General features: G+C 35.7%; 17 protein-coding genes. 14 read left to right on the top strand and 3 right to left on the bottom strand.

The window, feature by feature from the left end:
• The first annotated feature begins 28 nt into the window (after positions 1-28).
• The 10 genes from EV144_RS23115 (at position 29) to EV144_RS23070 (ending at position 11506) form a co-directional block, all read left to right on the top strand.
• The gene (locus tag EV144_RS23115; protein ID WP_243854739.1) at positions 29-1591 is read left to right on the top strand and encodes a glycoside hydrolase family 28 protein; all 1563 of its coding nucleotides are present in this window, start codon (positions 29-31) and stop codon (positions 1589-1591) included.
• Between the two features lie 268 nt (positions 1592-1859).
• Positions 1860-2675 (top strand): SDR family oxidoreductase, encoded by an 816-nt coding sequence (locus EV144_RS23110; RefSeq protein ID WP_134151511.1) that lies wholly within the window; start codon positions 1860-1862, stop codon positions 2673-2675.
• A 178-nt stretch (positions 2676-2853) separates the two neighbouring features.
• Positions 2854-4293, top strand: a complete 1440-nt coding sequence (locus EV144_RS23105) for a glycoside hydrolase family 28 protein (RefSeq protein WP_243854738.1) — start codon at positions 2854-2856, stop codon at positions 4291-4293.
• Between the two features lie 318 nt (positions 4294-4611).
• A complete protein-coding gene (locus tag EV144_RS23100; protein ID WP_134151509.1) occupies positions 4612-6603 on the top strand; it encodes an alpha-L-arabinofuranosidase C-terminal domain-containing protein in 1992 nt (663 codons plus the stop codon).
• 337 nt (positions 6604-6940) lie between these two features.
• Positions 6941-7774 carry an STAS domain-containing protein gene (locus EV144_RS23095; protein WP_134151508.1) on the top strand — a complete coding sequence of 278 codons (834 nt, stop codon included), beginning with the start codon at positions 6941-6943 and terminating at the stop codon, positions 7772-7774.
• A gap of 57 nt (positions 7775-7831) precedes the next feature.
• Positions 7832-8194 (top strand): STAS domain-containing protein, encoded by a 363-nt coding sequence (locus EV144_RS23090; protein ID WP_243854737.1) that lies wholly within the window; start codon positions 7832-7834, stop codon positions 8192-8194.
• Complete coding sequence (locus EV144_RS23085; protein ID WP_134151506.1) at positions 8175-8588, top strand: anti-sigma regulatory factor; 414 nt, start codon at positions 8175-8177, stop codon at positions 8586-8588. The genes EV144_RS23090 and EV144_RS23085 overlap by 20 nt, the downstream gene beginning before the upstream one ends.
• Positions 8581-9594: a SpoIIE family protein phosphatase gene (locus EV144_RS23080; protein WP_134151505.1), complete on the top strand. Its 1014-nt coding sequence runs from the start codon at positions 8581-8583 to the stop codon at positions 9592-9594. Before EV144_RS23085 ends, EV144_RS23080 begins: the two co-directional genes overlap by 8 nt.
• Positions 9595-9599: 5 nt before the next feature.
• Positions 9600-11228: a sensor histidine kinase gene (locus EV144_RS23075; protein WP_134151504.1), complete on the top strand. Its 1629-nt coding sequence runs from the start codon at positions 9600-9602 to the stop codon at positions 11226-11228.
• 74 nt (positions 11229-11302) lie between these two features.
• Positions 11303-11506 (top strand): hypothetical protein, encoded by a 204-nt coding sequence (locus EV144_RS23070; RefSeq protein ID WP_134151503.1) that lies wholly within the window; start codon positions 11303-11305, stop codon positions 11504-11506.
• Positions 11507-11516: 10 nt separating this feature from the next.
• Here the strand turns inward: EV144_RS23070 and xth are convergent, their stop codons facing one another.
• From xth to EV144_RS23055, 3 genes are all read right to left on the bottom strand, one after another.
• The gene (gene xth, locus EV144_RS23065) at positions 11517-12293 is read right to left on the bottom strand and encodes an exodeoxyribonuclease III (RefSeq protein ID WP_134151502.1); all 777 of its coding nucleotides are present in this window, start codon (positions 12291-12293) and stop codon (positions 11517-11519) included.
• 215 nt (positions 12294-12508) lie between these two features.
• Entirely contained in the window at positions 12509-14038 is a 1530-nt protein-coding gene (locus EV144_RS23060) for a hypothetical protein (protein ID WP_134151501.1), read from the bottom strand.
• A gap of 425 nt (positions 14039-14463) precedes the next feature.
• A complete protein-coding gene (locus EV144_RS23055; RefSeq protein WP_134151500.1) occupies positions 14464-15201 on the bottom strand; it encodes a hypothetical protein in 738 nt (245 codons plus the stop codon).
• A 403-nt stretch (positions 15202-15604) separates the two neighbouring features.
• Here EV144_RS23055 and EV144_RS23050 point away from each other — a divergent pair, with 403 nt between their 5' ends.
• The 4 genes from EV144_RS23050 to EV144_RS23035 all read left to right on the top strand — a co-directional run bounded on the left by EV144_RS23050 (position 15605) and on the right by EV144_RS23035 (position 24461).
• Positions 15605-15988, top strand: coding sequence for a response regulator (locus EV144_RS23050; RefSeq protein WP_134151499.1), 384 nt, complete (start codon positions 15605-15607; stop codon positions 15986-15988).
• 142 nt (positions 15989-16130) lie between these two features.
• Positions 16131-17573, top strand: coding sequence for an ATP-binding protein (locus EV144_RS23045; RefSeq protein WP_134151498.1), 1443 nt, complete (start codon positions 16131-16133; stop codon positions 17571-17573).
• A 3-nt stretch (positions 17574-17576) separates the two neighbouring features.
• Complete coding sequence (locus tag EV144_RS23040; RefSeq protein ID WP_134151497.1) at positions 17577-18008, top strand: response regulator; 432 nt, start codon at positions 17577-17579, stop codon at positions 18006-18008.
• A gap of 87 nt (positions 18009-18095) precedes the next feature.
• On the top strand, positions 18096-24461 hold the full coding sequence (locus EV144_RS23035) for a HAMP domain-containing protein (protein ID WP_134151496.1): 6366 nt from the start codon (positions 18096-18098) through the stop codon (positions 24459-24461).
• Positions 24462-24468 lie beyond the last annotated feature (7 nt).

Raw genomic sequence — 24468 nt, 5'->3', positions numbered from 1 at the left:
GATTTTTAAATTAAGAAATAACAATAAAATGATTAGTAGTAATAATAAAACTTTCAAGTTTGCTGTAATGTTACTTTTCCTTTTGCAGTTGAGTTTCAATGTAGAAATGTACGCTGGCAAAAAGAAAGATTATCCCGTAACCAGTTTTGGTGCAGTGGCCGATGGTAAAACATTAAACACAAAAGCAATTCAAAAAGCAATTGATGCAGCGAATAAAAATGGAGGCGGAAGAGTTGTTTTTTCGAAGGGAAAATTTTTAACTGGAAGTATTGTAATAAAAAGCGGTGTCAATTTATTTTTTGAAGAAGATGCAGTTTTATTAGGAAGTACAAATCCGGAAGATTATCCAAAGTTTGGAGAAATCAGAGCTTTGATTATTTCAAATGCCTCAAAAAATATCGCCATAACCGGAAAAGGAATTATCGACGGACAAGGAAGAGAATTGGCTTTAGCAGTCGACAGTCTTCATCATACAGGAGTAAAAATAGATCCGAATTACAATTATAGAAGACTTCGCTCAAGTGACGGAAGAGGAAAATTGGTTTCGTTTGTAAAATGTGATTCCATAACAATGAAAAACATCACACTCAAAAACAGTTCCGGCTGGGTGCAATGTTTTGATCAGTCTAAAAATATTGTAATTGATGCCATAAAAGTAGACAGCAGAGCCTATTGGAACAATGACGGAATTGATATTGACGGTTGCGAAAACGTGAGAATTACAAACTGCGACGTAAATTCGGCAGACGATGGAATCTGTTTAAAATCGGAAACTCCGGGATTGCAGAACAACAATATTTATATCGCAAACTGCACGGTAAGATCGAGTGCAAATGCCTTAAAATTTGGCACAGGTTCGTACGGAAGTTTTAAAAATGTGACCATAGAAAATATTCAGGTTTTTGACACTTTTAGATCGGCAATTGCGATTGAATCTGTAGATGGTGCTGAAATTGAGAATATTAAAGTTTCGAATATTACAGCCGTAAATACAGGAAACGCAATTTTGATTCGGTTAGGACATCGAAACGGAGACAAACCGGGCTATATCAAGAATGTAAGTATAAAAGATGTAAAAGCTCAGATTCCATTTGGTCGTCCCGATATCGATTATGATATGCGCGGGCCCGAAGTAGATTATTTTCACAATCCATTTCCGGCTTCTATTGCAGGAATTCCGGGATATTCAATCGAAAATGTAACGTTAGAAAATATCGAAATCACCTATCCCGGAAGAGCCACAAAAGGAATGGCATATTTGCCTTTAAGCCGATTAAAAGACGTTTTAGAAAATATAAAAGGATATCCGGAATTTACCATGTTTGGAGAATTGCCATCGTGGGGATTTTATGTTCGCCACGTAAATGGTATTCAGATGAAAAACATAAAATTGATTCTGGAAAAAGAAGATTTCCGTCCAGCCTTTGTTTTTGATGATGTAAAAGATTTGGTTATGGAAAATATTAATGTTCCCTCGGATAAAATACAGCAGATTATTTTTAAAGAGGTACTGTCTGCCAATCTTGATACGGAGAGTTTGAAAAAAGTGAATGAACCAAAGCAAAATACATTTGAATTGCCTAAAAAATAAAAGATTGAGGAATAAGAACACAGATGACGCGGATTTACTTCGTAAAGACGCTGAAAAAAAACGGATTTTTCTTTTTAGCATTGAATTAAAACAGGAATAAAAAATCAGTTGAAATCCGCGTTTTCGCGATAGTGAATCTGTGTCATCCGCGTCTAAAATTGATTCAGATTAAAAAGTTAACAAACCAAAGTAAAATACATTTTAATTCCCCAGTAAGTAGTTTTAAATTTGAAAAAAACTGATTTACTAAATTTTAAATAAACAACACGTGGAAAACAATTTTTCATTAAAAGGAAAAGTAATAGTAGTAACCGGAGCTACTGGAATATTAGGAGAAGCTTTTATCAACGGAATTGCAGAGGCAGGCGGCATAGTAGGTGTGTTAGGACGCAACGAAAAAGTAGCCACAGAAAGAGCAGCGGCAATTGTAAAAAATGGAGGAGAAGCCATTGCCTTAATTGCCGATGTAACAAAAGAACAGGATTTAATTGACGCACGTGATTTAATAGTTTCTAAATACGGAAAAATAGACGGATTGGTAAATGCCGCAGGAGGAAATATGCCAGACGCTGTGATTCAGCCCGGAAAAGATATTTTTCAATTGAATATGGAAGCTTTACAGCAGGTAATGAACCTTAATTTATTCGGAACAATTTTACCAACGCAGGTTTTTGGTGAAGTGATAAAAAATGTTGGAACAGGAAGTATTGTCAATATTTCTTCCGTTTCATCAGATCATGCCGTAACCAGAGTTTTAGGATACAGTATGGCAAAATCGGCAATTGATTCTTATACAAAATGGTTTGCCGTAGAAGCAGCCAAAAGATTTGGAGATAAAATTAGAATAAACGCAATCGTGCCGGGATTTTTCCTGACAGAACAAAACAGAACACTTTTAACCAATACAGACGGAAGTCTAACAGAAAGAGGAAATTTAATTATTCAAAACACGCCTTTTAGCCGATTTGGAAATCCAGACGAATTAATTGGTGCTTTGGTTTGGTTACTAAGCGACGCCTCAAAATTTGTTACAGGATCAAAAATCACTTTAGACGGAGGATTTTCTGTTTATAGCGGGGTTTAAAATGGTGTAAAATTAGAACACAGATGACACGGATTAAACGGATTTTTTCTCTTTAAATATTGAATAAAACTGAATGTGAAAATTAGATGTAAAAAATCAGTGTAAATCTGCGTTTTCGCGAAAGCGAATCGCCGTTTAATCCGTGTTCTAAAACTAGACAAAGTAAAAAAACATAATGATGAAAAAGCTAATAATTACCGTATTTATTTTTTGTATTTCGCTGACAGCTTCGGCACAAAAAGTCTATGATGTAAAGAAATTTGGAGCCAAAGGAGACGGAAAAACCAACGATGCCACAGCAATTCAAAAAGCAATAGATGCCTGCAGTAAAACTGGCGGACAAGTTTTGATTCCGGCGCCGTTTACTTTTTTGGCCGGACCTTTTGATGTAAAATCAAATATTGAATTACATATAGAAGCGGGAGCAAAATTATTAGCAAGTCCAGATGAAAAATTATATACAAAAAGTGCTTTTAGGACCAATCCCGGAGAAGGCACAATCTGGATTGGAGGCGAAAATGTAGAAAATTTCACTATCAGTGGCAACGGAAAAATAGACGGTAATGGAATTTCGTTTATGGGCGAAGAATTAGCAGATTCTTATGTTTTAAAACCTTTTACTATTTTAGATCCAAGACCTCACGTGTTAACGATTATTGGCGGAAAAAACATCAGAATAAAAGACATTCATATTGGTAATTCTGCGTATTGGACCATTCATCTTGTGGGTTGTAATGATGTTGTAATCAGCGGTATTACTTTATTAAACAGCTTAAAAGTCCGTAACAGCGACGGAATTGATTTAGATCATTCTAAAAATGTTCGTATCAGCGATTGTTATATCGAAAGCGGCGACGACTGTATCTGCCTAAAAAACAGAAGAGAATTTGAAGAATTTGGTGCCTGCGAAAACATAACGGTTACCAATTGCACCATGACGAGCAGCAGCTGCGCGATCAAAATTGGTTCAGAAAATATGGATGCGATCAGGCAAGTCGTTTTCAATAATTGTATTATTAAAAACAGCAATCGCGGCGTTGGGATTCAGAATCGAGATGAAGGAACGGTAAGCGATGTTATATTTTCAAATATGATTGTCGAAGGACGTTTAACGACAGATACTTGGTGGGGAAAAGCAGAACCTATTTATGTAACGGCGTACAGCCGTGCAAGCGGGAATCATAAAGATGCCAACTGGCGTTTTCCTAAAGGAGCGACAGAAGGAAAAGTTGGCGCAATCAGTAATATTTATTTTACTAATATTCAATGTTTTGGAGAAAACGGAGTGTATGTAAGCGGCGAATCAAAAGATAAAATTAAAAATATAGTTTTTGAAGGGGTGAATGTTTCGATAGATAAATTCTCTAATATTCCGGGTGGTATTTACGACCGACGTCCGTTAAAGGCAGAAGGTTTTATAAAAGGTAGTACATCAGGATTTTATTTTGATACCGCAGAAAATATTAAAGTTCAGAATTGTTCTGTAACTTGGGGAAAGAACAAGCAGGATTATTTTAAATATGCGGTAGAAAGCAAGAATGTAGATGTTTTAAAAGTGAATAATCTAGACGGAGAAGCCGCTTTTCCAGATAAGTACGAAGCAGTAAAAAAACAATAATTATTTTAACACATAGAAACATAGATTTCTTTTGATAAAAAAAGAATATCAAAAGAAACTAGTTTCTCACACATAGCAATGTGTTTTGAAAGAATAAAAATCATGAAAAAATAAAATCTGCTCAATCTGCCAAATCTGCGAGAAACTTTTTTGCCACAGATTGATAGGATTAAAAGGATTTTTTTGCCACGAATTTCACGAATTTTTTTTCACAAATTGAGAAAAAACAAAAGAATTTAATCTGCTCAATCTGCAAAATCTGCGAGAGATACAACTACAAGATAATCAAATAATTAGGAAGAGTGAAAACAGCAACAAATGAAAAACAAAACCATTACAAAAATAATTATTGGCGGATTGCTATTCAGCGGTTTGTATGCCAATGCACAAAAAACGATTTTAGAAGTTGATGTTGCTAAAACTATTACGAAAATTCAGCCTACGATGTTCGGTTTGTTTTTTGAAGACATCAATTTTGCGGCAGACGGCGGTTTGTATGCAGAAATGATTAAAAACAGATCTTTTGAGTTTGATAAACCTTTGATGGGATGGGAGCAGCCGAATACAAAAAGATCCTCTTTGAATATGCTTTCGGGAACCGCAACGCCAATAAATGTAGTAGAAAATAAAAACAATTCTAATTTTTGCCGAATCCTGATCAATGATGCTAAAGGCTACGAAATTATCAATGAAGGTTTTAGAGGGATGGGGGTTAAAAAAGATGCTCAATACAATCTTTCTCTAAAAGCTGCAAATCACGACGGAGCGATCAAAAAAATCATATTTCAGTTTATTGATAAAGACAAAAAGGTTATTGGCGAAACGAGTATTATTCCAACTTCAAATGACTGGAAAAATTATACGGCAGAATTTACCGCAACGGAGACAGAAGCAAAAGCCAAACTAAGAATAACTTTTGAAGGAACGGGAACTATCGATGTAGATATGATTTCGTTGTTTCCGGAAGATACCTGGAAAAACAGAAAAAACGGATTGCGTACTGATCTTGTACAGCTTTTATATGATATGAAACCAGGATTTTTACGTTTTCCGGGCGGTTGTATTGTTGAAGGAAGAACTTTGGCAGATCGTTATCAATGGAAAAAATCGGTTGGGAAAGTTGAAGAAAGAAAAACGATGATCAATCGTTGGAACGTAGAATTTAGCCATAAACAAACTCCTGATTATTTCCAGAGTTTTGGATTAGGATTTTACGAATATTTTCAATTATCGGAAGATATTGGCGCGAGTCCGCTTCCTATTTTAAGCTGTGGTATGGCATGCCAATATAATACAGGAGAATTGGCTGATATGAAAGATTTAGACCCTTATATTCAAGATGCTTTAGATTTAATTGAATTTGCCAATGGCGATCAAAATACAGCTTGGGGAAAGTTACGCGCTGATATGGGACATCCAAAACCTTTCAACTTAAAATTTATTGGTGTTGGAAATGAGCAATGGGGCCCAGATTATATAGAAAGATATAAAGTTTTTGAAAAAGCCATTAAAGCAAAATATCCCAACATTATTATAGTTTCTGGAAGCGGCCCATCGCCAGATGGTGAACATTTTGATTTTGGAATGGCTGAACTTAAAAAACTAAATGCACAGCTTATAGACGAGCATTATTACAAAAGTCCGCAATGGTTTAGAGAAAATGCAACGCGTTACGATAATTACGACCGAAAAGGTCCAAAAATATTTGCTGGAGAATATGCTGCGCAAAGTGTTTCGGGAGCCAATCCAAACAATAGAAACAATTGGGAATGTGCGTTTTCTGAAGCTGCTTTTATGACCGGATTAGAAAGAAATGCCGAAGTTGTAAATCTTACTTCTTACGCACCGCTAATGGCGCACGAAGATGCTTGGCAATGGACACCGGATATGATTTGGTTTAATAATTTACAGGCGTATGGTTCTGCCAATTATTATGTTCAAAAACTTTTTTCTACCAATAAAGGAACAGATTTATTGTCTATTACAAAAGACGGAAAACCATTAACCGGACAAAACGATTTGTATGCTTCGGCGGTAAAAGATTTAAACAGTAAAGAAGTAATTGTAAAATTAATCAATACTTCTTCAAAATCTCAGGAAGTGAATGTTGATTTAAAAGGAACAAAATTTGCTTCAAAAGGAACTATTATTACACTTACAAGCCCAAATTTAGAAGATGAAAATACTTTTGCTTCTCCTAAAAAAATAAGTCCAAAAGAAAGTGAATATATATTAAAAGGCGAAAATGCTCCATTAAATTTGGCGGCTTATTCTGTAACTGTTTTAAAACTGAAAATGGCGCAAAAATAGAATCAATGTCGCTATTTAGTCGTGTTCAGTTTTATTACATTTCTATGTGTTATTAATAGAGAAATTCCGTCGGGAGTTCTTCAAAAACGGTATAAAAACTGACGTAAATATTCTGCACAATTTAAAATTGCAAATTGTAAAATTCGGAACGAAATAAGGGTTGCATTATCTGTAAGTATTTATTGTTTAATATTTTAGATTTAATTATTTCAATTATTATTGTTGTATTATTTAGTATTTTAAATGATTGTGTTTTATTTTTAGGAATAATTGTATTATTTTAACATAGAGCTCTTATTTATTATTATATTTGTTATGAATCCAAATATCACTACAAATGCAAAACAACGTCTTAGGGGGCTTAAAAGAGCACGAAAGCAAAATAAATACTATCTGGGCAAAACTTCTAATGGAGAGAGGATCGACTGATGGAGTTACGGAAGAAGAAGAATCAAAAGAATTTACTTCACTTTTATTAGACGCTCTAAAGCAGGGAGGCAATAGTGAGAACTTAAATTCTCATGCTTTCGAAAAACTTTATGATTTACTTACAGGAATTTCAATTTCAAGAGCAAAACGTGGTTTTTCACCTAGAGAAACCGGACAATATATGATTTCTTTTAAAGAAGCTGCTTCACAGATTCTTTCAGAAATAGAAAAAGATCAAGCAACACTTTATGCTGCAAATCTAGAATTAAACGCAATTGTAGATAACTTGACTATCATGACTTTTGAGTCTTTCATGAGAGGCCGTGAGGATGTGATCTCAAGACAAACAGACGAAATCAGCGAAATTTCTACACCTGTTATCCGTGTTTGGGATGGCGTTGTGGCTTTACCGATTATTGGAACATTAGATAGTTCACGTACTCAAATCGTGATGGAAAATCTTTTACAGCAAATTGTAGATACAGAAAGCTCTATTGCTATTTTAGATATTTCTGGTGTACCGGCCGTAGATTCTCTTGTAGCACAACATTTAATAAAAACCGTAAGTGCAACTAGATTGATGGGTGCAGAATGTATCATTAGTGGTATTCGCCCTGAGATTGCGCAGACTGTTGTACATTTAGGAATAGACCTTACAGGAATAATTACCAAAGCTACCTTGGCAAGTGCTCTTCAAACAGCATTTAATATGTTGCAGCTTACTGTTGTGAAAAGAAAATAATCGACTTAGATTTTTAATGATATGGAAAGAATTCCTATACTAAAGATGGGAGATTTTTTGCTGGTAACCATACAAGTTGATTTGTATGATCAGCTGGCAGAAAATCTAGAATCTGATTTAATAAATACAATTAATAAACACAACTCAAAAGGGGTGTTAATTGATATATCTGCTGTTTCTATTATAGATTCATTTATGGGTCGTATTCTTGGGAATATTGCAGTAATGGCTAAAATAATGGACGCTCAAACAGTGGTTGTAGGTATGCAGCCAGCTGTTGCCATTACACTTGTAGAATTAGGATTGTCACTTAATGGCGTTATTAGTGCGCTAAATGTTGAAAAGGGGATGGATCTGCTTCGCGCAAAAATGTATAATGGCGATAACGAAGAGCAGATAGATGATAACGACGACGAATAAAGAAATAATTCCAGTTATAAAAGAACAGGATGTGGTGCCATTGCGTAACCGCGTTCGTGATTATGGTGTAAAAGTAGGGATGAGTATTTTAAATCAAACCAAACTAATTACAGCGACTAGTGAACTTGTTCGTAATCTTTTAAAATATGGAGGAGGCGGAAAAGTTATGGTAGAAGAAGTTACGAATGGCCGGGACAAAGGCGTTCGTGTTACCTTTATAGATAATGGTCCGGGAATAGTTGATATTGATTTGGCTATGAGGGACGGATATAGTACAGGAAAGAGTTTAGGTCTGGGCTTACCAGGAACTAAAAGGCTCGTAAATGAATTTGATATAAAAACGGAAATGGGAGTTGGAACAACTGTTACTATAATAAAATGGAAAAATGGATAGTACTTTTTCCAGTTACAAAATTGAAGATCGAAGTCTGATTGCTTTTATAAAGAGAGAAATACACAACTTGGCGCTTCAATCGGGGTTTAGTCCTCATCGCGCCGCAGAAACAGATATTATTGTTGCAGAATTAACTTCTAATTTAATAAAATATGCCGGCGGCGGAGAATTTTTGTATCGATGTTGTCAAAATGATCAACGAAAGGAGATCGAAATATTTTGTCTGGATAATGGTGTCGGAATTGATAATGTTGCCAAAATAATGAATGACGGTTACTCTACTTCTAATACTCTCGGACATGGTTTGGGTGCAATTAAAAGATTAAGTAACAACTTTCAAATTTATTCTCAAAAAGGATGGGGAACTGTGCAGTATATAAAAATTGGAGAAAAAGCATATGAAGAAGTTAGTGCAAGGCCGCCAGTTTTTAGTCATGCTGTATTAAGTGTAAATTATCCCGGAGAAAAAGTTTGTGGAGATGGTTATCATATTAAGTATTCTACAAATGGTTTTCAGATTTTTGTGGGTGATGGGCTTGGTCATGGAGTTAATGCTCATGAAGCTGTGCGATTGGCCATAAAAGCCTTTGAGCACTCTACAGCAACAGATGCCGCAATGATACTGAAAGATATTCATGAAGGTGTAAAAAAGAGCAGGGGATTGGTTGCTACAGTTGCTGTGGTTGACTATAAGGCGCAAACCTGGAATATCTGCGGCATCGGAAATATTAATACTCGTATTTTTAGAGGTTTGGAAAATAAAACATATTCGCCTTATAACGGAATTATTGGTCTTAATATTCCGCGAACTATTAATAGTACCATTGTTCCTTACCAAAAACATCAGATTGTTGTAATGCACAGCGATGGATTACGCACAAGATGGAATCTCAACGATTTGATGTCGATCATTAAACAAAGTCCCGACGTAATTGCAGCATCATTGTACAAAGATAATTTAAGAGGTACAGATGATGCAACAATCTTGGTAGGTAAAATAATTTAAGGGCTATGAAAGAGATTGTAAAGATTAATCTTGATAATGAAATGGACCTTATTCTGGCCCATAAGCGATCTATGAAAATTGCAGAAATGTGCGGTATGCCATCATCTGCACAAACCAGATTTTCTACAGCCGTATCTGAGGTTGCAAGATGTTCTATCGCTAATGGAAAAAATTCATTATTAACATTAGGAATCAATATTATAAAAACTACTCATAAAGAGATAGTGGCTATAATTAATGATACCGTAGATCTTAAAAAATGCAATCCCGAAGCTTTTAAATATGCTGCTAAAATCTCAGAAAATCTCGAATACAGTTATGCAAATGACTATTCAATAACACAATTAAGTCAAAAAGTACCCACTCCGGGTCTTCTTTCTGAAGCAAAAATAAAGACACTGGCGGATTATTTTAAATATGAACCGCCCTTGTCTCCTTATGATGAAATTAGAAAGAAAAACATTGAGCTTATTGCGCTTTCAGAAAAACTCACAGAAAGTGAAAACAGATATAGGCATTTGTCTAATACAATTCCGGTTTTAATCTGTATTGTCAATGATCGTAATCAGGTTTTGCTTACCAATGATTCGCTTAGGGATTATCTGCAGGCTCCTTTTAATGTTTTTGACAAAAAAGAAATAAAAAGTTTTATTCATCCTGATGATGTAGACGATCTAATTGAACGTTGGAATAAAACAAAGAAAAATAAATCGCAGTATGTTGGGGAAACCCGCATCAAAAAAGATGATGCTTATATATGGCATTTAATTTCTATTATTCCAAATAAAGCAGAAGACGGAACATTTAACAGCTGGCTGGTTTATTTTGTAGATATTCATGGACAGAAAACAGTTGAAGAAGCTCTTAAAAATAACTCAGAATTAAAAGTAATACAGCGAGAGTTAGAAAACGCCAATTCAAAACTTGTATTCAAAAATAGAGAATTACAGCAATTTGCTTATATAGCAAGTCACGATCTTCAGGAACCACTGCGCAAAATCAGAATAATGCTTTCTAGGGCAGGTGAAGGTTTAACAGAAGAACAAAGAAATAAATATTATTTTGACAAAATTACAAATGCTGCAGGCAGAATGTCTGATCTTATTACCGATGTGCTTAATTACTCCAGAGTAGACAATAATCTGCAAGTGCTTACCAAAGTTGATCTTAACGAAATTATACATGAAACGCTAAACGATTTAAGTTTAGTTATTGAAGAGAAAGACGCTATAATAAATCTAAGCAAACTTCCAGAAGTTGCAGGATTGAGCACACAGCTTCGTCAGTTGTTTTTTAATTTGATAAATAATGCCTTGAAATTCAATTCAGGACAACCAACAGTTACGATTACAGCATCTTTTATTACAGCAGAAAGTGTTGAGGATACAGATAAATTTATGCCAAAAGGAAATTATCATTTGATCAAAATTGCTGATAACGGAATCGGGATGGACAGTCAATATTCCGGACGTATTTTTGATATGTTTCAAAGACTGCATGACAGAGATCAATATGGTGGAAACGGCATAGGTTTAGCACTTTGCAAAAGAATTATCGAAAACCATAATGGCGCGCTTAACTTTACAAGCCAGCCCGGAGAAGGAACTACATTTTACATTTATCTGCCAAGGTAAACTTCCCTTGTAAACATATAATAAACGTTGGAAATTTTATAAACCTTTCTCCAGTCGATACTTTAATTTTATAAATGAAATATTTTATAACATTAAAACTAAAGAAGATGTTTGCAAAAGGTCAAAATGTACAGCAGGAATTCGGAAATCAAATCATGAAAGTAATTGGCTTTGAACCCGATTTGATAGAAAATGTCATTACGGAATGGGAAGCCGAAGACGGCACAATTGTTACCGGAAAATTTATGGAATCGCAGTTACAAGTTGTTGAAGATTAAAGTTCAAATATTACTTTAGATCAATTTCTATCCAAACCGGAGCATGATCACTGGTTTTTTCCCAGCCTCGCACATGACGGTCAACACCTCCAGAAAGTAATTTTTTTGCTATTTGCGGACTCAGCAGAAAATGATCTATTCTAAGACCTGCATCACGCTCGTAGGCATTTCTAAAATAATCCCAAAAAGTATATATTTTTTCGTCAGGATATAATTTCCGAATAGCGTCTGTCCATCCCTGAGCCACAAGATCATGAAAAGCTTTACGAACTTCGGGTAAAAAAAGCGCATCTTTTAGCCATCGCTCTGGTTTGTATACATCCAATTCTGTTGGCATAACATTATAATCACCTACAAGAATTACAGGAACTTTCAAATCTAGAAGAGTTGCAGCACGATCATGAAGTCTGTCAAACCATTTTAATTTATATTCTAATTTCGGTCCGGGTGCAGGATTACCGTTCGGAAGATACAAACAAGCGATAACAACACCGTTTATAAGCGCTTCAATATAACGACTTTGAATATCTTCATCATCGCCCGGAAGAATGCGCGTTACTTCGTTAATCTCCATATTACGAGCCAGAATAGCCACGCCATTCCATTGTTTTTGTCCGTGCCAGATTGCATTATAACCAGCATCTGCAATAGCTTTTTCCGGAAATTTATCCTGAGGCGCTTTTAATTCCTGAAGACAAACAACATCCGGAGCAGTTTCTTCAAGCCACTTTAGCAGAACATTCAAACGTCCGTTAACTCCGTTGACATTATAAGTGGCTATTTTCATGAGATTTTAGAATTGATTCTTTTCTCCAATTTACAAAATATTTTTTTCTTTCTTAGTTTTTCAATTGCGAAATGATAAGATTGAGAAAATTATTTTCACGCAATCTTTTTCAAAGTTTTAAACTTTGACAAAGATTAAATCGAGATTTAAAATAAAAAATCCCCACTATTGCTCTAACAATAATGAGGATTTATATTTCAATAATTAAATAAAAATTAATTCAAAGAACCAATTTGCTGTAAATGTTTCTCTGTTTGATATTTATTAAAGTTATCCCATTTTGGCGGAGAACTTGTTTTTTGTCCGTACATCGCATCCAGACAAATATTATTGTCTTTGTATTTTTCATGTAAAACAGCTAGTATTTTAAAGAAGAATTCGTCTAACATTACGATTGCTTCAAATTCAGCTTTTAGCGTGTCATAATTAGCGTCTGAAGGATTTAATAATTGCAGTAAATCCAAAACCTCTTTCTTTTCAACTTCATTAATTTCTGTTGAATAACCCATTTTTAAAGATTTAAAAACCAAGTTATTCCAAGCCTTACTGTCATGTCCCCATTGTACATCAGGAAGATTTAGAGAATGCTCGCAAATTAAAATAATAGAAAAAAGAACATCGTTTAAGTATGCCGCCGGAAATTCATCAAAACTTCTGAATTCAAAACCACTTTGGTACATTTTTTCCTGATTAAAATCAAGACCTAATTCCGAAAGCATTTCATATTCCATTTCAGCTTCAATCTGATCGCGCCACCAAATGTTTTCTTCCTTTTCAAATTTGAGTAGTTTTCTAAAATCATCCACTTTATAAGTTAAGATTTTACCTTTTGGCATCGCTTTATTATAAGTTCCTACGCCAATGTAACGAGACATAGCATTTCTCATAGAACCCAAAGTAAATTTTTTATCCAAACCAAATTTGTCACTTATTACGCCCATAATATCAGGACTTCCAAGCGTTGCTATAAAAAAAGGTTCAAACCATTGCAGCAAGTAAATCGCATTGGCATGTGTTTTTTCAAACTCATTATAATCTACAATTCTGCTGTCTTCTGTTAACGAAGGCAAAGTAATATGAAAATGGTACGTTCCGTTATTAAACAAAACCAGATTTTCCTGATTCGTCATAAACATATTAAGACCATTGTTATAATCCGGAAAGTTTAATTTTCCGTTTAAAACAGAAGATTCATTGATTTTATCCAGAAATAACTTTTTAGTCGCTTTCAGTTCTTTGCAGGAATCAGCAATCGTTCTGTTTTCAAAATATTTAGTAACAAATTCGATAGAATCCCCATCAAAATGTACAGAACCCATTGTTTTATTTCGCTGCGTAATCATGCTCTGAATATTGTATGGCTGATCTTCAAGGAAAAGTTCCATGATAGATTTTCCTAAATACTCAGGATTTTCAAGTGGCTGTGGATTTGCTTCGCCAGTACCAGCTGTAGTTTTTGCCGCCGACAAAGTTTTGTGCTGATAGTTGATGTCTAGTTTTTCAAGCGAATGACTGTTCATCATTCTGCTCACTTTGTAGGTTTCGTTTAAATTAAAAGCTTTTTTTAGCATAGGAGCCAAGCTTTCTGGTTTATAGCATTTTCTATAGTCAATGCTATATTTTTCAAAACCAATTTTTTCTTGTATAAATTCACCAGAAACTAAAAGGGATTCCTCAAATTGCATATAGGTTTCGTTTTCTAATCCAATTCCCCAATAATATTTTTTTGTCTGATTGTCTTTCATTTATACGATCTTTCTTTTTTTATGATTAATTAAACTTTTAAAATTTGGTTATTCGGCAATAAAAATCTGTTCCGATTATATCGGAGACGGAATCTTTTAATGGATAAAGCATATTTGCAGCTCCATTATAAGTTTTATTTACTTTTAAAATTATAGGAATAATATTGTTTTTGGAAGTTCCGCTTAAATCGTCTGAAAGCCTGATAAAAAATAAAATTTTACAATTGGGTTATAAAACCGCTATTTTTTATTAATTGCTTTTCTATCAATAATTTAAGGCGAAGAATAGCTAAATTGCGACTTTTGCTATACTTGTTTTTTCCAAGTTGCAAAAGTAATATATTATTATATCATTTCCAAGTGGTTAATGTGCTGAAAATCAATAATTTTTTAAAAGATAGCTGCAATTGTTTTAATTGCCTTATTTATTCATGATAATAAAAAACATGGGAAGAATATAATTCATCATTCCACCAGTCTTTTCTAACTTCCGAAAAGTAATTATAATTCAGTTTTCCGGCTTGAGATTGAAGCGGATACACAACAATTCCGTCTTCGCGATATGCTTTATGCAGATCCGTTTCGGGAACAACAGGAACAATGTGTCCGGAAAGTCCTTTTTCTTTTCTTTTGGCGCAGATTATACCAATTCCGCCGTTCGTATTTACTTTCTGCTGCATTTCATCAACAGAAAATATTCTTTCCCATCCAAAAAAGCCGCTCCATTCCAGAAACCAATCGTGTATGGCACTAGAATAAATGCGTAAAACAGTATCATCAAAAACAGCTTTTACTTCCTGTCCTTGCACTATATCTTGCAATGCCTCATCCGTCCACCAAACCGTTGGAAGATATACTTTAGAGAAATAGCAAAAATCGTAAGAGTACACATTACAATACGTGTCTTCTACCGTTCTCTGGTATCTAAGATTAGTTTCAACATCTAGTTTAGCAATCAGCTGCGCAATACTTTCTTTTTTGGTAATGGTGTTGGTTAAATCCCGATACGGAATACTAGAATCTAAAATAGGTCTTTCTTTCATTTCCGTAGAATCTAATTGTGATCCTGAATCGGGTAATAAATCGGCCTTTATTATTTGAGTATCGAGTATAGTAGTATCATCCAGGTTTATAGGTGATATTGATACGATATGTTTTTCCATCTTTGACTACTTTATTTAATTGGCTAGGCTGAAAGATTAACTATTCGCATAACATAATTTTGTCAGCCGCAAAGTAAACATAAAGATTTTAAAACTATCTAAAGAGCACTCGAAAAAGGAAAAATTTAAGAAAATAGTACTACTTATCGGTATCTGGTCTGATATTTCGAATTTTTCCTTTTTTTGTAAACTCAGTTTTTTCAATTTATTTTAATCAAAATTGAGTCTTATATCCATTAAAAAGTATTAAATTTATAAAAAGATATTTAATATACATTGGTCTAAAGTACCAATGAGCAATTGATGTATTCATTAGAATGTTTATTAAGGAAACTTAAGGAATGTCCTGATAGTAAAAGCATAAGAATGGCTTTTTGGATTAACTTAAAAAAAAATAAACATTATGTCTTACCACAGAATCCTTCAGATTGATGATGATTCAGACGATTGCGAATTGTTTCTGGAAGCATTAGAAGCAGTTTCAACTGTAAACTACACCGCTATTTATAATCCTATTGAGGCACTCCGTAAACTTCTTCAAAAAGAAATCGAACCAGATATTATATTTCTGGATTTGAATATGCCAATTATGTCTGGTATAGAGTTTTTAACCGAAATAAAAAAGGATATAAAATTGAGAGAAATTCCCATTATTATTTATTCTACTTCGCAGCTGGAAGATATTATTCGTGAAGCCAAAGAGTATGGAGCACAGGATTTTATTTCAAAACCGAATAATTTTAATGAGTTAAAGAATATTTTAAAGCAATATGTTGTGGCAGATTAGCCGGCATATTCTCTCGTAATTACAGGTTTTATTTACAACAATTTTTGTGTTAAAAAATTATTCAGAAAAGATTTTATTTTTTATTATTTTTATTAGATAATAAAAACATATTATGCTCTGGGCGCTTCATAATCTTAACTGAATGAAATTATCAACTCAAATTCTTCTTGCATTTACGCTTGTAATTTTGTTGTCTGTGGCAGACTCGTACACCAATTATATGCTTTCTAAAAAGGTGTATCTCAATTCGCAGTTTCTTGCCAGATCAGAAGAAATCATTCGTAATTCTAATAAAACCCATAAAGCGATTATTGAGATGCAGAGTGCCTTTCGCGGTTATTTGCTTACACAAGATCAAACCTTTCTGGATACTTATTATAAAGGGCTTAAGAAAGTTCCGGATTTAATAAAAGAAGAACAGGTTCTTGTAGGAGAACAAAATTTACAACGGTCCATATTAGATTCTATAAGTTCACTGCACAGTAATTGGCTTCTATATTCAGAAGAATTAATAAAATCGAGAAAAGATGTGCCGGAATCGTATAAAAGTTTATTTGAAAATTCCTTAAAGAAGCATGTGGGAAAAATAATAAACGACGCCATTTCTAAAAAATTCTCCAGATTTGATAAAATAGAATACAAAAGAAGAAAACACCATACTGAAATGCTGCTGACTTCTTTGCGATATACCCGAAGTTTTTCTCTCGTTTTTCTTACCCTAACCATAATTGTTGGCATATTAAGCACTATATTTATAATGTTTATAACTAATAAAAGGATTACTGCAATGGTGCGTCTTGCCGAAAATATTTCAAAAGGAAATTTTACTATTGTAGAAGATACTCGTAATGATGAATTGACGGCTTTGGCCACTTCATTAAACAGTATGTCGGGAAAACTCGATAAAAACATTCACGAACTGCAAAATAGAAATGCAGAGCTTAATAAGTTTGCTTATGTTGTTTCTCATGATTTAAAAGCGCCAATTCGCGGTATTCATAATGTGGTAAGCTGGATAGAAGAAGATCATGACGACGAATTATCGCCAGAGCTTAGAAAATATCTTAAAATCATTCCGCAAAAAACCAGACGCATGGAGGCCCTTATTAACGGATTGCTTGACTATGCGCGATTAAATGTAAAAACCGCTCCTGAATATATTGATACCAATACTTTGGTGCATGAAATTGCAGATTCTATTGTACCAAGAAATTTTAGACTTCAAATAGGCAATCTGCCGGATTTGTTTACCGAAAGAATTAAATTAGAACAGGTTTTTACGAACCTGATAAGTAATGCCGTAAAATATACGCCGCACGAAAATGGACTGATTCAGATAAGCTGCGAAACGTATATGCATTTTCATGAATTCTGTGTAAAAGATAACGGGATCGGAATTGCAGCAGATTACCATAAAAAGATATTTGAAATATTTCAGACACTTCGTGAACAAAATGAAGAAGAAAGCACAGGAGTTGGACTCGCGATTGTAAAAAAAATAATTGATGACCACCAGGAATATATTACCGTAAGATCGGAACTAGGAAAAGGAACGGAATTTATTTTTACCTGGAGAAATAATTAAGTTATGAAGAAACCAACAATTTTATTAATTGAAGATGATGAACTGGACATCATAAGTGTTGAGCGCTCTCTAAAGAAATTAGAAAGCGAATATGAACTGCATACGGCTTATAACGGAATTGAAGCATTAAAGATTTTAAGAGATCAAAATAATAAATTAATTCCGGATGTAATTCTTTTGGATATTAATATGCCAAGAATGAATGGAATAGAATTTTTGCAGGTGATAAGAGAAGATGCAGATTTGAAAAGTTTAAAGGTTTTTATAATGACCACTTCTTCTGAAGGAAATGATCGTACAGAAGCAGAAAAACTGGGAATATCAGGTTATATCATTAAACCTTTAAATTATACCGAAAACACCAAACGCTCAGATTCTATGGATGCTTTTGTTCAATTTCATTTAAGGAAAATATTAAATGAAGAAAGCAATTAATAATGGGGTTATTCTATTGAATTGAAATTACATTACGTTTTAAAATATACCAGATTTTTTTAATCATTCGAATAAAGAATTGATAACATGAAAAAAACAAAAGAAATAAATACCGAAAAGACCGAGTCGATTCTTGTGCTTCCGGTTATTGCAGATAAACCTGTAAAAGCTAAAATCAAAAAAGCAGAACCTGAAGAGTCTATTTTGACAGATGCAGAGTTTTTGAAAATTCTGTTGAAAGTTAAAAACGGAAATTTTACGCAGCGTTTTCCAACAGATCAAAATGGAACGAAAAGATCGATCTGCGAAACTTTGAACGAAATCATAGATCTTAACGAACGAATGGTTTTTGAATTTCAAAAGGTAGGTAAAAGTATTGGTAAACAAGGAAAATTAACCAATCGTGTTTCGCTTGACGGCGCAAGAGGTTCGTGGAGTTCTTGTGTTGATTCGGTTAATACTTTGATTTCAGATCTGGTACACCCGACAATTGAGATTGCACACGTAATTACATCCGTAGCAAAAGGAAATTTATCTCAGGAAATGCCACTTTCTATTGAAGGAAACCCGCTTCAGGGAGAATTTCTTAGAATTGCAAAAGAGGTAAATGGAATGGTAAAACAGCTGAACCTTTTCTCGATGGAGGTGACGCGTGTGGCACGTGAGGTAGGTACAGAAGGTAAACTGGGAGGTCAGGCAAAAGTAAGAGGTGTTGGTGGGGTTTGGAAAGATTTGACCGACTCGGTAAACAAAATGGCAAGTAACTTAACGGGGCAGGTACGTAATATTGCCGATGTAACAACCGCGGTAGCAAAAGGGGATTTATCTAAAAAAATTACTGTTGACGTAAAAGGAGAAATCCTTGAACTTAAAAATACCATCAACACGATGGTGGATCAGCTGAACTCGTTTTCATCTGAGGTAACCCGTGTGGCGCGTGAGGTAGGAACCGAAGGAAAACTGGGCGGACAGGCACAGGTAAAAGGTGTCGGAGGAACCTGGAAAGATTTAACGGACTCAGTTAACCAGATGGCGAGTAACTTAACGGGTCAGGTACGTAATATTGCAGATGTAACAACGGCGGTAGCAAAAGGAGATTTATCGAAGAAAATTACCGTAGACGTAAAAGGAGAAATCCTTGAACTTAAAAATACCATCAACACGATGGTGGATCAGCTGAACTCGTTTTCTTCTGAGGTAACGCGTGTGGCGGTAGAGGTAGGATCGGAAGGAAAACTGGGAGGTCAGGCGAAAGTACGAGGAGTTGGTGGAGTTTGGAAAGATTTGACCGACTCGGTTAATCAAATGGCGAGTAACTTAACCGGACAGGTACGTAATATTGCCGAGGTAACAACCGCGGTAGCAAAAGGCGATTTATCTAAAAAGATTACAGTAAACGTTGCAGGAGAAATCCTGGAGCTTAAAAATACAATTAATACCATGGTGGATCAGCTGAACTCCTTTGGTGCCGAGGTAACCCGTGTGGCACGTGAGGTGGGTTCAGAAGGAAAACTGGGAGGTCAGGCAAAAGTAAAAGGAGTTGGTGGGACGTGGAAAGATTTAACCGATTCGGTGAATCAGATGGCATCGAATCTTACGGGCCAGGTACGTAATATTGCCGAGGTAACAACCGCGGTAGCAAATGGGGATTTATCTAAAAAAATTACCGCCGTAGCGGAAGGGGAAATCTTAGAGTTAAAGAAAACCATTAATACGATGGTGGATCAGCTGAACTCTTTCTCTTCTGAGGTAACGCGTGTGGCACTTGAGGTTGGTACAGAAGGAAAATTGGGAGGTCAGGCAAAAGTAAAAGGAGTTGGAGGAACCTGGAAAGATTTAACGGATTCTGTTAACCAAATGGCATCTAACTTAACCGGACAGGTGCGTAATATTGCCGAGGTAACAACAGCCGTAGCAAAAGGCGATTTATCACGCCAGATTACCGTAGATACAAAAGGAGAGATTTTGGAGTTGAAGAACACCATTAATACGATGGTGGGGCAGCTAAATTCATTTGCTTCTGAGGTAACCCGTGTGGCGCGTGAGGTAGGAACAGAAGGAAAACTGGGAGGACAGGCGCAGGTGGAAGGTGTTGGTGGAACCTGGAAAGATTTAACGGATTCGGTAAACCAGATGGCATCGAATCTTACGGGTCAGGTACGTAATATCGCCGAAGTAACAACAGCGGTAGCAAAAGGCGATTTATCGCTCCAGATTACCGTAGATACAAAAGGAGAAATCTTAGAGCTTAAAAATACAATTAATACCATGGTGGATCAGCTTCGAAGTTTTGCTTCGGAGGTAACAAGGGTTTCGCGTGAGGTAGGAACAGAAGGGAAATTAGGAGGTCAGGCGAATGTACCTGGAGTTGCCGGAACATGGAAAGATTTAACAGATTCTGTTAATCAAATGGCGGGTAACTTAACCGCTCAGGTACGTAATATTGCCGATGTGGCGATTGCCGTAGCAAATGGAGATATGTCCCGAAAAATTACCGTTGACGTACGTGGGGAAATTCTTCAGTTAAAAGAAACCCTGAATACGATGGTGGATCAGCTTCGTGAGTTTGCATCAGAGGTAACTCGTGTGGCTCGTGAGGTTGGTACGGAAGGAAAACTAGGAGGACAGGCAAATGTACCGGGTGTTGCCGGAACATGGAAAGATTTAACAGATTCTGTTAACCAGATGGCGGGTAACTTAACGACTCAGGTACGTAATATTGCCGAGGTAACCATCGCCGTAGCCAACGGGGATATGTCCAAGAAAATTACGGCTGACGTTCGTGGAGAGATTCTTCAATTAAAAGAAACCGTAAATACGATGGTGGATCAGCTTCGAAGTTTTGCTTCGGAGGTAACAAGGGTTTCGCGTGAGGTAGGAACAGAAGGAAAATTGGGAGGACAAGCCTTTGTACCCGGAGTTGCAGGAACGTGGAAAGATTTAACGGATTCGGTGAATCAGATGGCGGGTAACTTAACCGCTCAGGTACGTAATATTGCCGATGTAACAAAAGCCGTAGCAAATGGCGACCTTTCGAAACAAATTACCGTTGACGTAAAAGGAGAAATCCTTGACTTGAAAAACACCTTTAATACGATGGTGGAACAGCTGAACTCGTTTTCTTCTGAGGTAACCCGTGTGGCGCGTGAGGTTGGTACGGAAGGAAAACTTGGAGGGCAATCTGAAGTAAAAGGAGTTGCCGGAACCTGGAAAGATTTAACCGATTCGGTTAACTTAATGGCATCGAATCTAACCTCACAAGTACGTGGAATTGCAAAAGTTGTAACCTCGGTTGCAAAAGGAAACCTAAAACAAAAACTATCCATTGATGCAAAAGGAGAAGTTGCACAATTAACAGATACAATCAACGAAATGATTGATACGCTCGCAACCTTCTCGGATCAGGTAACAACTGTGGCACGTGAGGTTGGAGCAGAAGGAAAACTGGGAGGTCAGGCCAATGTACCGGGAGCTTCTGGAACATGGAAAAACTTAACAGAAAACGTAAATCAACTCGCGGCGAATTTAACGACGCAGGTACGTGCGATTTCTGAGGTAGCTTCTGCGGTAACACAAGGAGATTTAACGCGAACAATTGGTGTTGAAGCAAAAGGTGAGGTAGAAGCATTAAAGGATACTATTAACCAGATGATTTCGAACCTAAAAGCAACTACATTACGTAATCAGGAACAAGACTGGTTGAAATCGAATTTAGCGAAATTTACACAAATGCTTCAAGGGCAGAAAGAGCTTAATTCGGTTACCAAAAAAATCCTTTCGGAGCTGGCAACGGTTGTAACCGCGCAGCACGGATTGTTCTATATTTTACAGGAAGATGAGGATTTTATGGATTCTAAACTGAATCTAATTGCCTCATACGCATACATTAAAAGAAAAAATTCTCCAACGCAATATGCAATGGGAGAAGGACTTATCGGTCAGGTGGCGATCGAGAAAGAAAGAATTATTCTGAGTAATGTTCCAAAAGATTACATCAGAATCAATTCAGGATTGGGAGATGCCAAGCCTCAGGACGTAATTATTCTTCCGGTTTTGTTTGAAGGAAGACTTAAAGCAGTTATTGAATTAGCATCACTTGATACTTTCAGTCAGACACACTTAGATTTCTTGGAAGGATTAACAGAAAGTATCGGAATTGTATTGAATACGATCGAATCGAATTCAAGAACAGAAGAGCTTTTGGTACAATCTCAATCATTAGCCGGAGAGCTAAAAAGCCAACAGGAAGTATTGAAAAATACCAACGAAGAACTGGAAGAAAAAGCTTTCTTATTGGCAAACCAAAAAGAAGAAGTAGAGTTGAAAAACCAAGAGGTTGAGGTAGCAAGAAAAGCTTTGGAAGAAAAAGCAGACCAGTTAACCTTAACATCAAAATATAAATCGGAGTTCCTGGCGAATATGTCACACGAGCTTCGAACGCCGTTGAACAGTTTGCAGATTTTGGCGAATGAATTAATTGCGAACAGAGACGGAAATTTATCCGAAAAACAAATTCAGTTTGCGAAAACCATCAACTCGTGCGGGGATGACCTTATTCAGTTAATTAATGACATTCTGGATCTTTCCAAAATTGAATCCGGATATATTTCTGTGGATTACAACCCGATTAGTTTTGCAGAAATCAGCCGATTTGTGGAGTCAACATTCAATCCGATTTCAGAAGCTAAACATCTTCGCTTTAAAATAAGTATGGATGATGATCTTCCTGAATTGATCGAAACCGATTCGCAAAGGTTAAATCAGATTCTAAAAAATCTATTATCCAATTCTTTCAAGTTTACAGAAAAAGGAGAAGTTCAGCTTAAAATATACAAAGCAAAAAACAACTGGAAAACAGCCAATGTCAGTCTTGATAATGCCGAAGCTGTTGTTGCTTTCGAAATTTCAGATTCGGGAATTGGAATTTCAAGAGAAAAACAAAATATCATTTTCGAAGCTTTCCAGCAAGCAGAAGGTTCTACCAGCCGTAAATATGGCGGAACTGGTTTAGGATTGTCTATCAGCCGCGGACTTTCGGATTTATTAGGCGGAAGTATCGAACTGGAAAGTGAAATGAATGTAGGTAGTAAATTCACCTTATTCCTTCCGTTAAAATACATTCATATTGCTGAAATTGAAAACATTGATGTAAGTGAAGACACCGAAGTAAAAGATACAAAAGGCCGTATAAAATCACTTCCTTCAGAAAAATTCAACCGATCTGATATTGATTTGTTCTTTGTTGATGAGGTTGGCGATGACAGAACGGATATTAAGCCAAACGATAAAGTATTATTGATTGCCGAGGATAATTTAACCTTTGCAAAAATTATGCTGGAGCAGGCGCATATCAACGGAATTAAAGCCATTGTGACTACAAAAGGAAATGATGTAATTGATTTTATAAATCAGTTTAATCCGCACGCCATAACAATGGATTTGAATATGCCGGATACCAGCGGATGGAAAATTCTGGACCGTTTAAAAACGGACTTTAATCTGCGTCATATTCCGGTTTATATTATTTCCGGAGAAGATGAAAGAAATAAAGGACTTAAACGCGGTGCGAGAAACTTCTTCCTGAAACCGGTTAAGAACGATTCATTGACATATTTGTTTAATGATATTCATGATTTTAAAAACAAAAAAGCAAAAAACCTGCTTGTTGTAGATGATAATCCAACGGAATTAGAGCGAATTTTAAATGCTGTAGATGGTGACGATATTTCTGTTTACAGTGCTAAAACGGCTACAGAAGCAGTTGCATTAATTCGAGATCATTCGTTTGATTGTATTATATTAGATTTAAAACTGCCAGATGCCGATGGTCTGGATATTATTACGGATCTTGAAAATAATCTTGCCGGACAGGAAACAGCGATAATCATACATTCTGCTGGAGATGTCAGCAAGAAACAAAAAACAAAATTGAATCGATTTGCGCACAGTATCATTACAAAAAGTGCCAATTCTATGGATGAATTGATCGACCAAACGGCTTTATTCATGCATCGTGTTCACAAAGAATTACCAGATGCAATGCGAGAAAGTATAGAATCATTTTATTTAAAAGAAGATGTACTTCCTGGCAAAAAAGTGTTATTGGTAGATGATGATGTTCGTAATCTTTTTGCCCTTACAACAGCTTTAGAACGTTACGGATTAGACGTTATTAGTGCAGAAAGCGGTCAGGAAGCTATTGATATTTTAAACGAAGATAAAAATATTGACATCGTTCTTATGGATATCATGATGCCGGAAATGGACGGTTACGAAACCATGAAAAATATTAGAAAAGATGTTAAACATAAAGATCTAACCATTATTGCCGTAACAGCAAAAGCCATGAAAGGAGACAGACAGCGCTGCATAGAATCAGGAGCCTCAGATTATATGACAAAGCCGGTAAATGTTGAACAATTGTCTTCGCTTATGCGTGTTTGGCTTAAATAATTTAATA

This window comes from Flavobacterium sp. 270 (assembly GCF_004368785.1).
Taxonomy (GTDB): domain Bacteria; phylum Bacteroidota; class Bacteroidia; order Flavobacteriales; family Flavobacteriaceae; genus Flavobacterium.
This window is presented reverse-complemented; position numbering and strand designations above follow the sequence as displayed.

Excerpts from the sequence above, each read along its gene's own strand:
- EV144_RS23045 (WP_134151498.1), top strand. The coding sequence starts at position 16,131 with ATGAAATTATCAACTCAAATTCTTCTTGCATTTACGCTTGTAATTTTG.
- EV144_RS23075 (WP_134151504.1), top strand. The coding sequence starts at position 9,600 with ATGAAAGAGATTGTAAAGATTAATCTTGATAATGAAATGGACCTTATT.
- EV144_RS23080 (WP_134151505.1), top strand. The coding sequence starts at position 8,581 with ATGGATAGTACTTTTTCCAGTTACAAAATTGAAGATCGAAGTCTGATT.
- EV144_RS23100 (WP_134151509.1), top strand. The coding sequence starts at position 4,612 with ATGAAAAACAAAACCATTACAAAAATAATTATTGGCGGATTGCTATTC.
- EV144_RS23095 (WP_134151508.1), top strand. The coding sequence starts at position 6,941 with ATGCAAAACAACGTCTTAGGGGGCTTAAAAGAGCACGAAAGCAAAATA.
- EV144_RS23050 (WP_134151499.1), top strand. The coding sequence starts at position 15,605 with ATGTCTTACCACAGAATCCTTCAGATTGATGATGATTCAGACGATTGC.
- EV144_RS23040 (WP_134151497.1), top strand. The coding sequence starts at position 17,577 with ATGAAGAAACCAACAATTTTATTAATTGAAGATGATGAACTGGACATC.
- EV144_RS23035 (WP_134151496.1), top strand. The coding sequence starts at position 18,096 with ATGAAAAAAACAAAAGAAATAAATACCGAAAAGACCGAGTCGATTCTT.
- EV144_RS23105 (WP_243854738.1), top strand. The coding sequence starts at position 2,854 with ATGAAAAAGCTAATAATTACCGTATTTATTTTTTGTATTTCGCTGACA.
- EV144_RS23070 (WP_134151503.1), top strand. The coding sequence starts at position 11,303 with ATGAAATATTTTATAACATTAAAACTAAAGAAGATGTTTGCAAAAGGT.
- xth (WP_134151502.1), bottom strand. The coding sequence starts at position 12,293 with ATGAAAATAGCCACTTATAATGTCAACGGAGTTAACGGACGTTTGAAT.
- EV144_RS23055 (WP_134151500.1), bottom strand. The coding sequence starts at position 15,201 with ATGGAAAAACATATCGTATCAATATCACCTATAAACCTGGATGATACT.
- EV144_RS23115 (WP_243854739.1), top strand. The coding sequence starts at position 29 with ATGATTAGTAGTAATAATAAAACTTTCAAGTTTGCTGTAATGTTACTT.
- EV144_RS23060 (WP_134151501.1), bottom strand. The coding sequence starts at position 14,038 with ATGAAAGACAATCAGACAAAAAAATATTATTGGGGAATTGGATTAGAA.
- EV144_RS23085 (WP_134151506.1), top strand. The coding sequence starts at position 8,175 with ATGATAACGACGACGAATAAAGAAATAATTCCAGTTATAAAAGAACAG.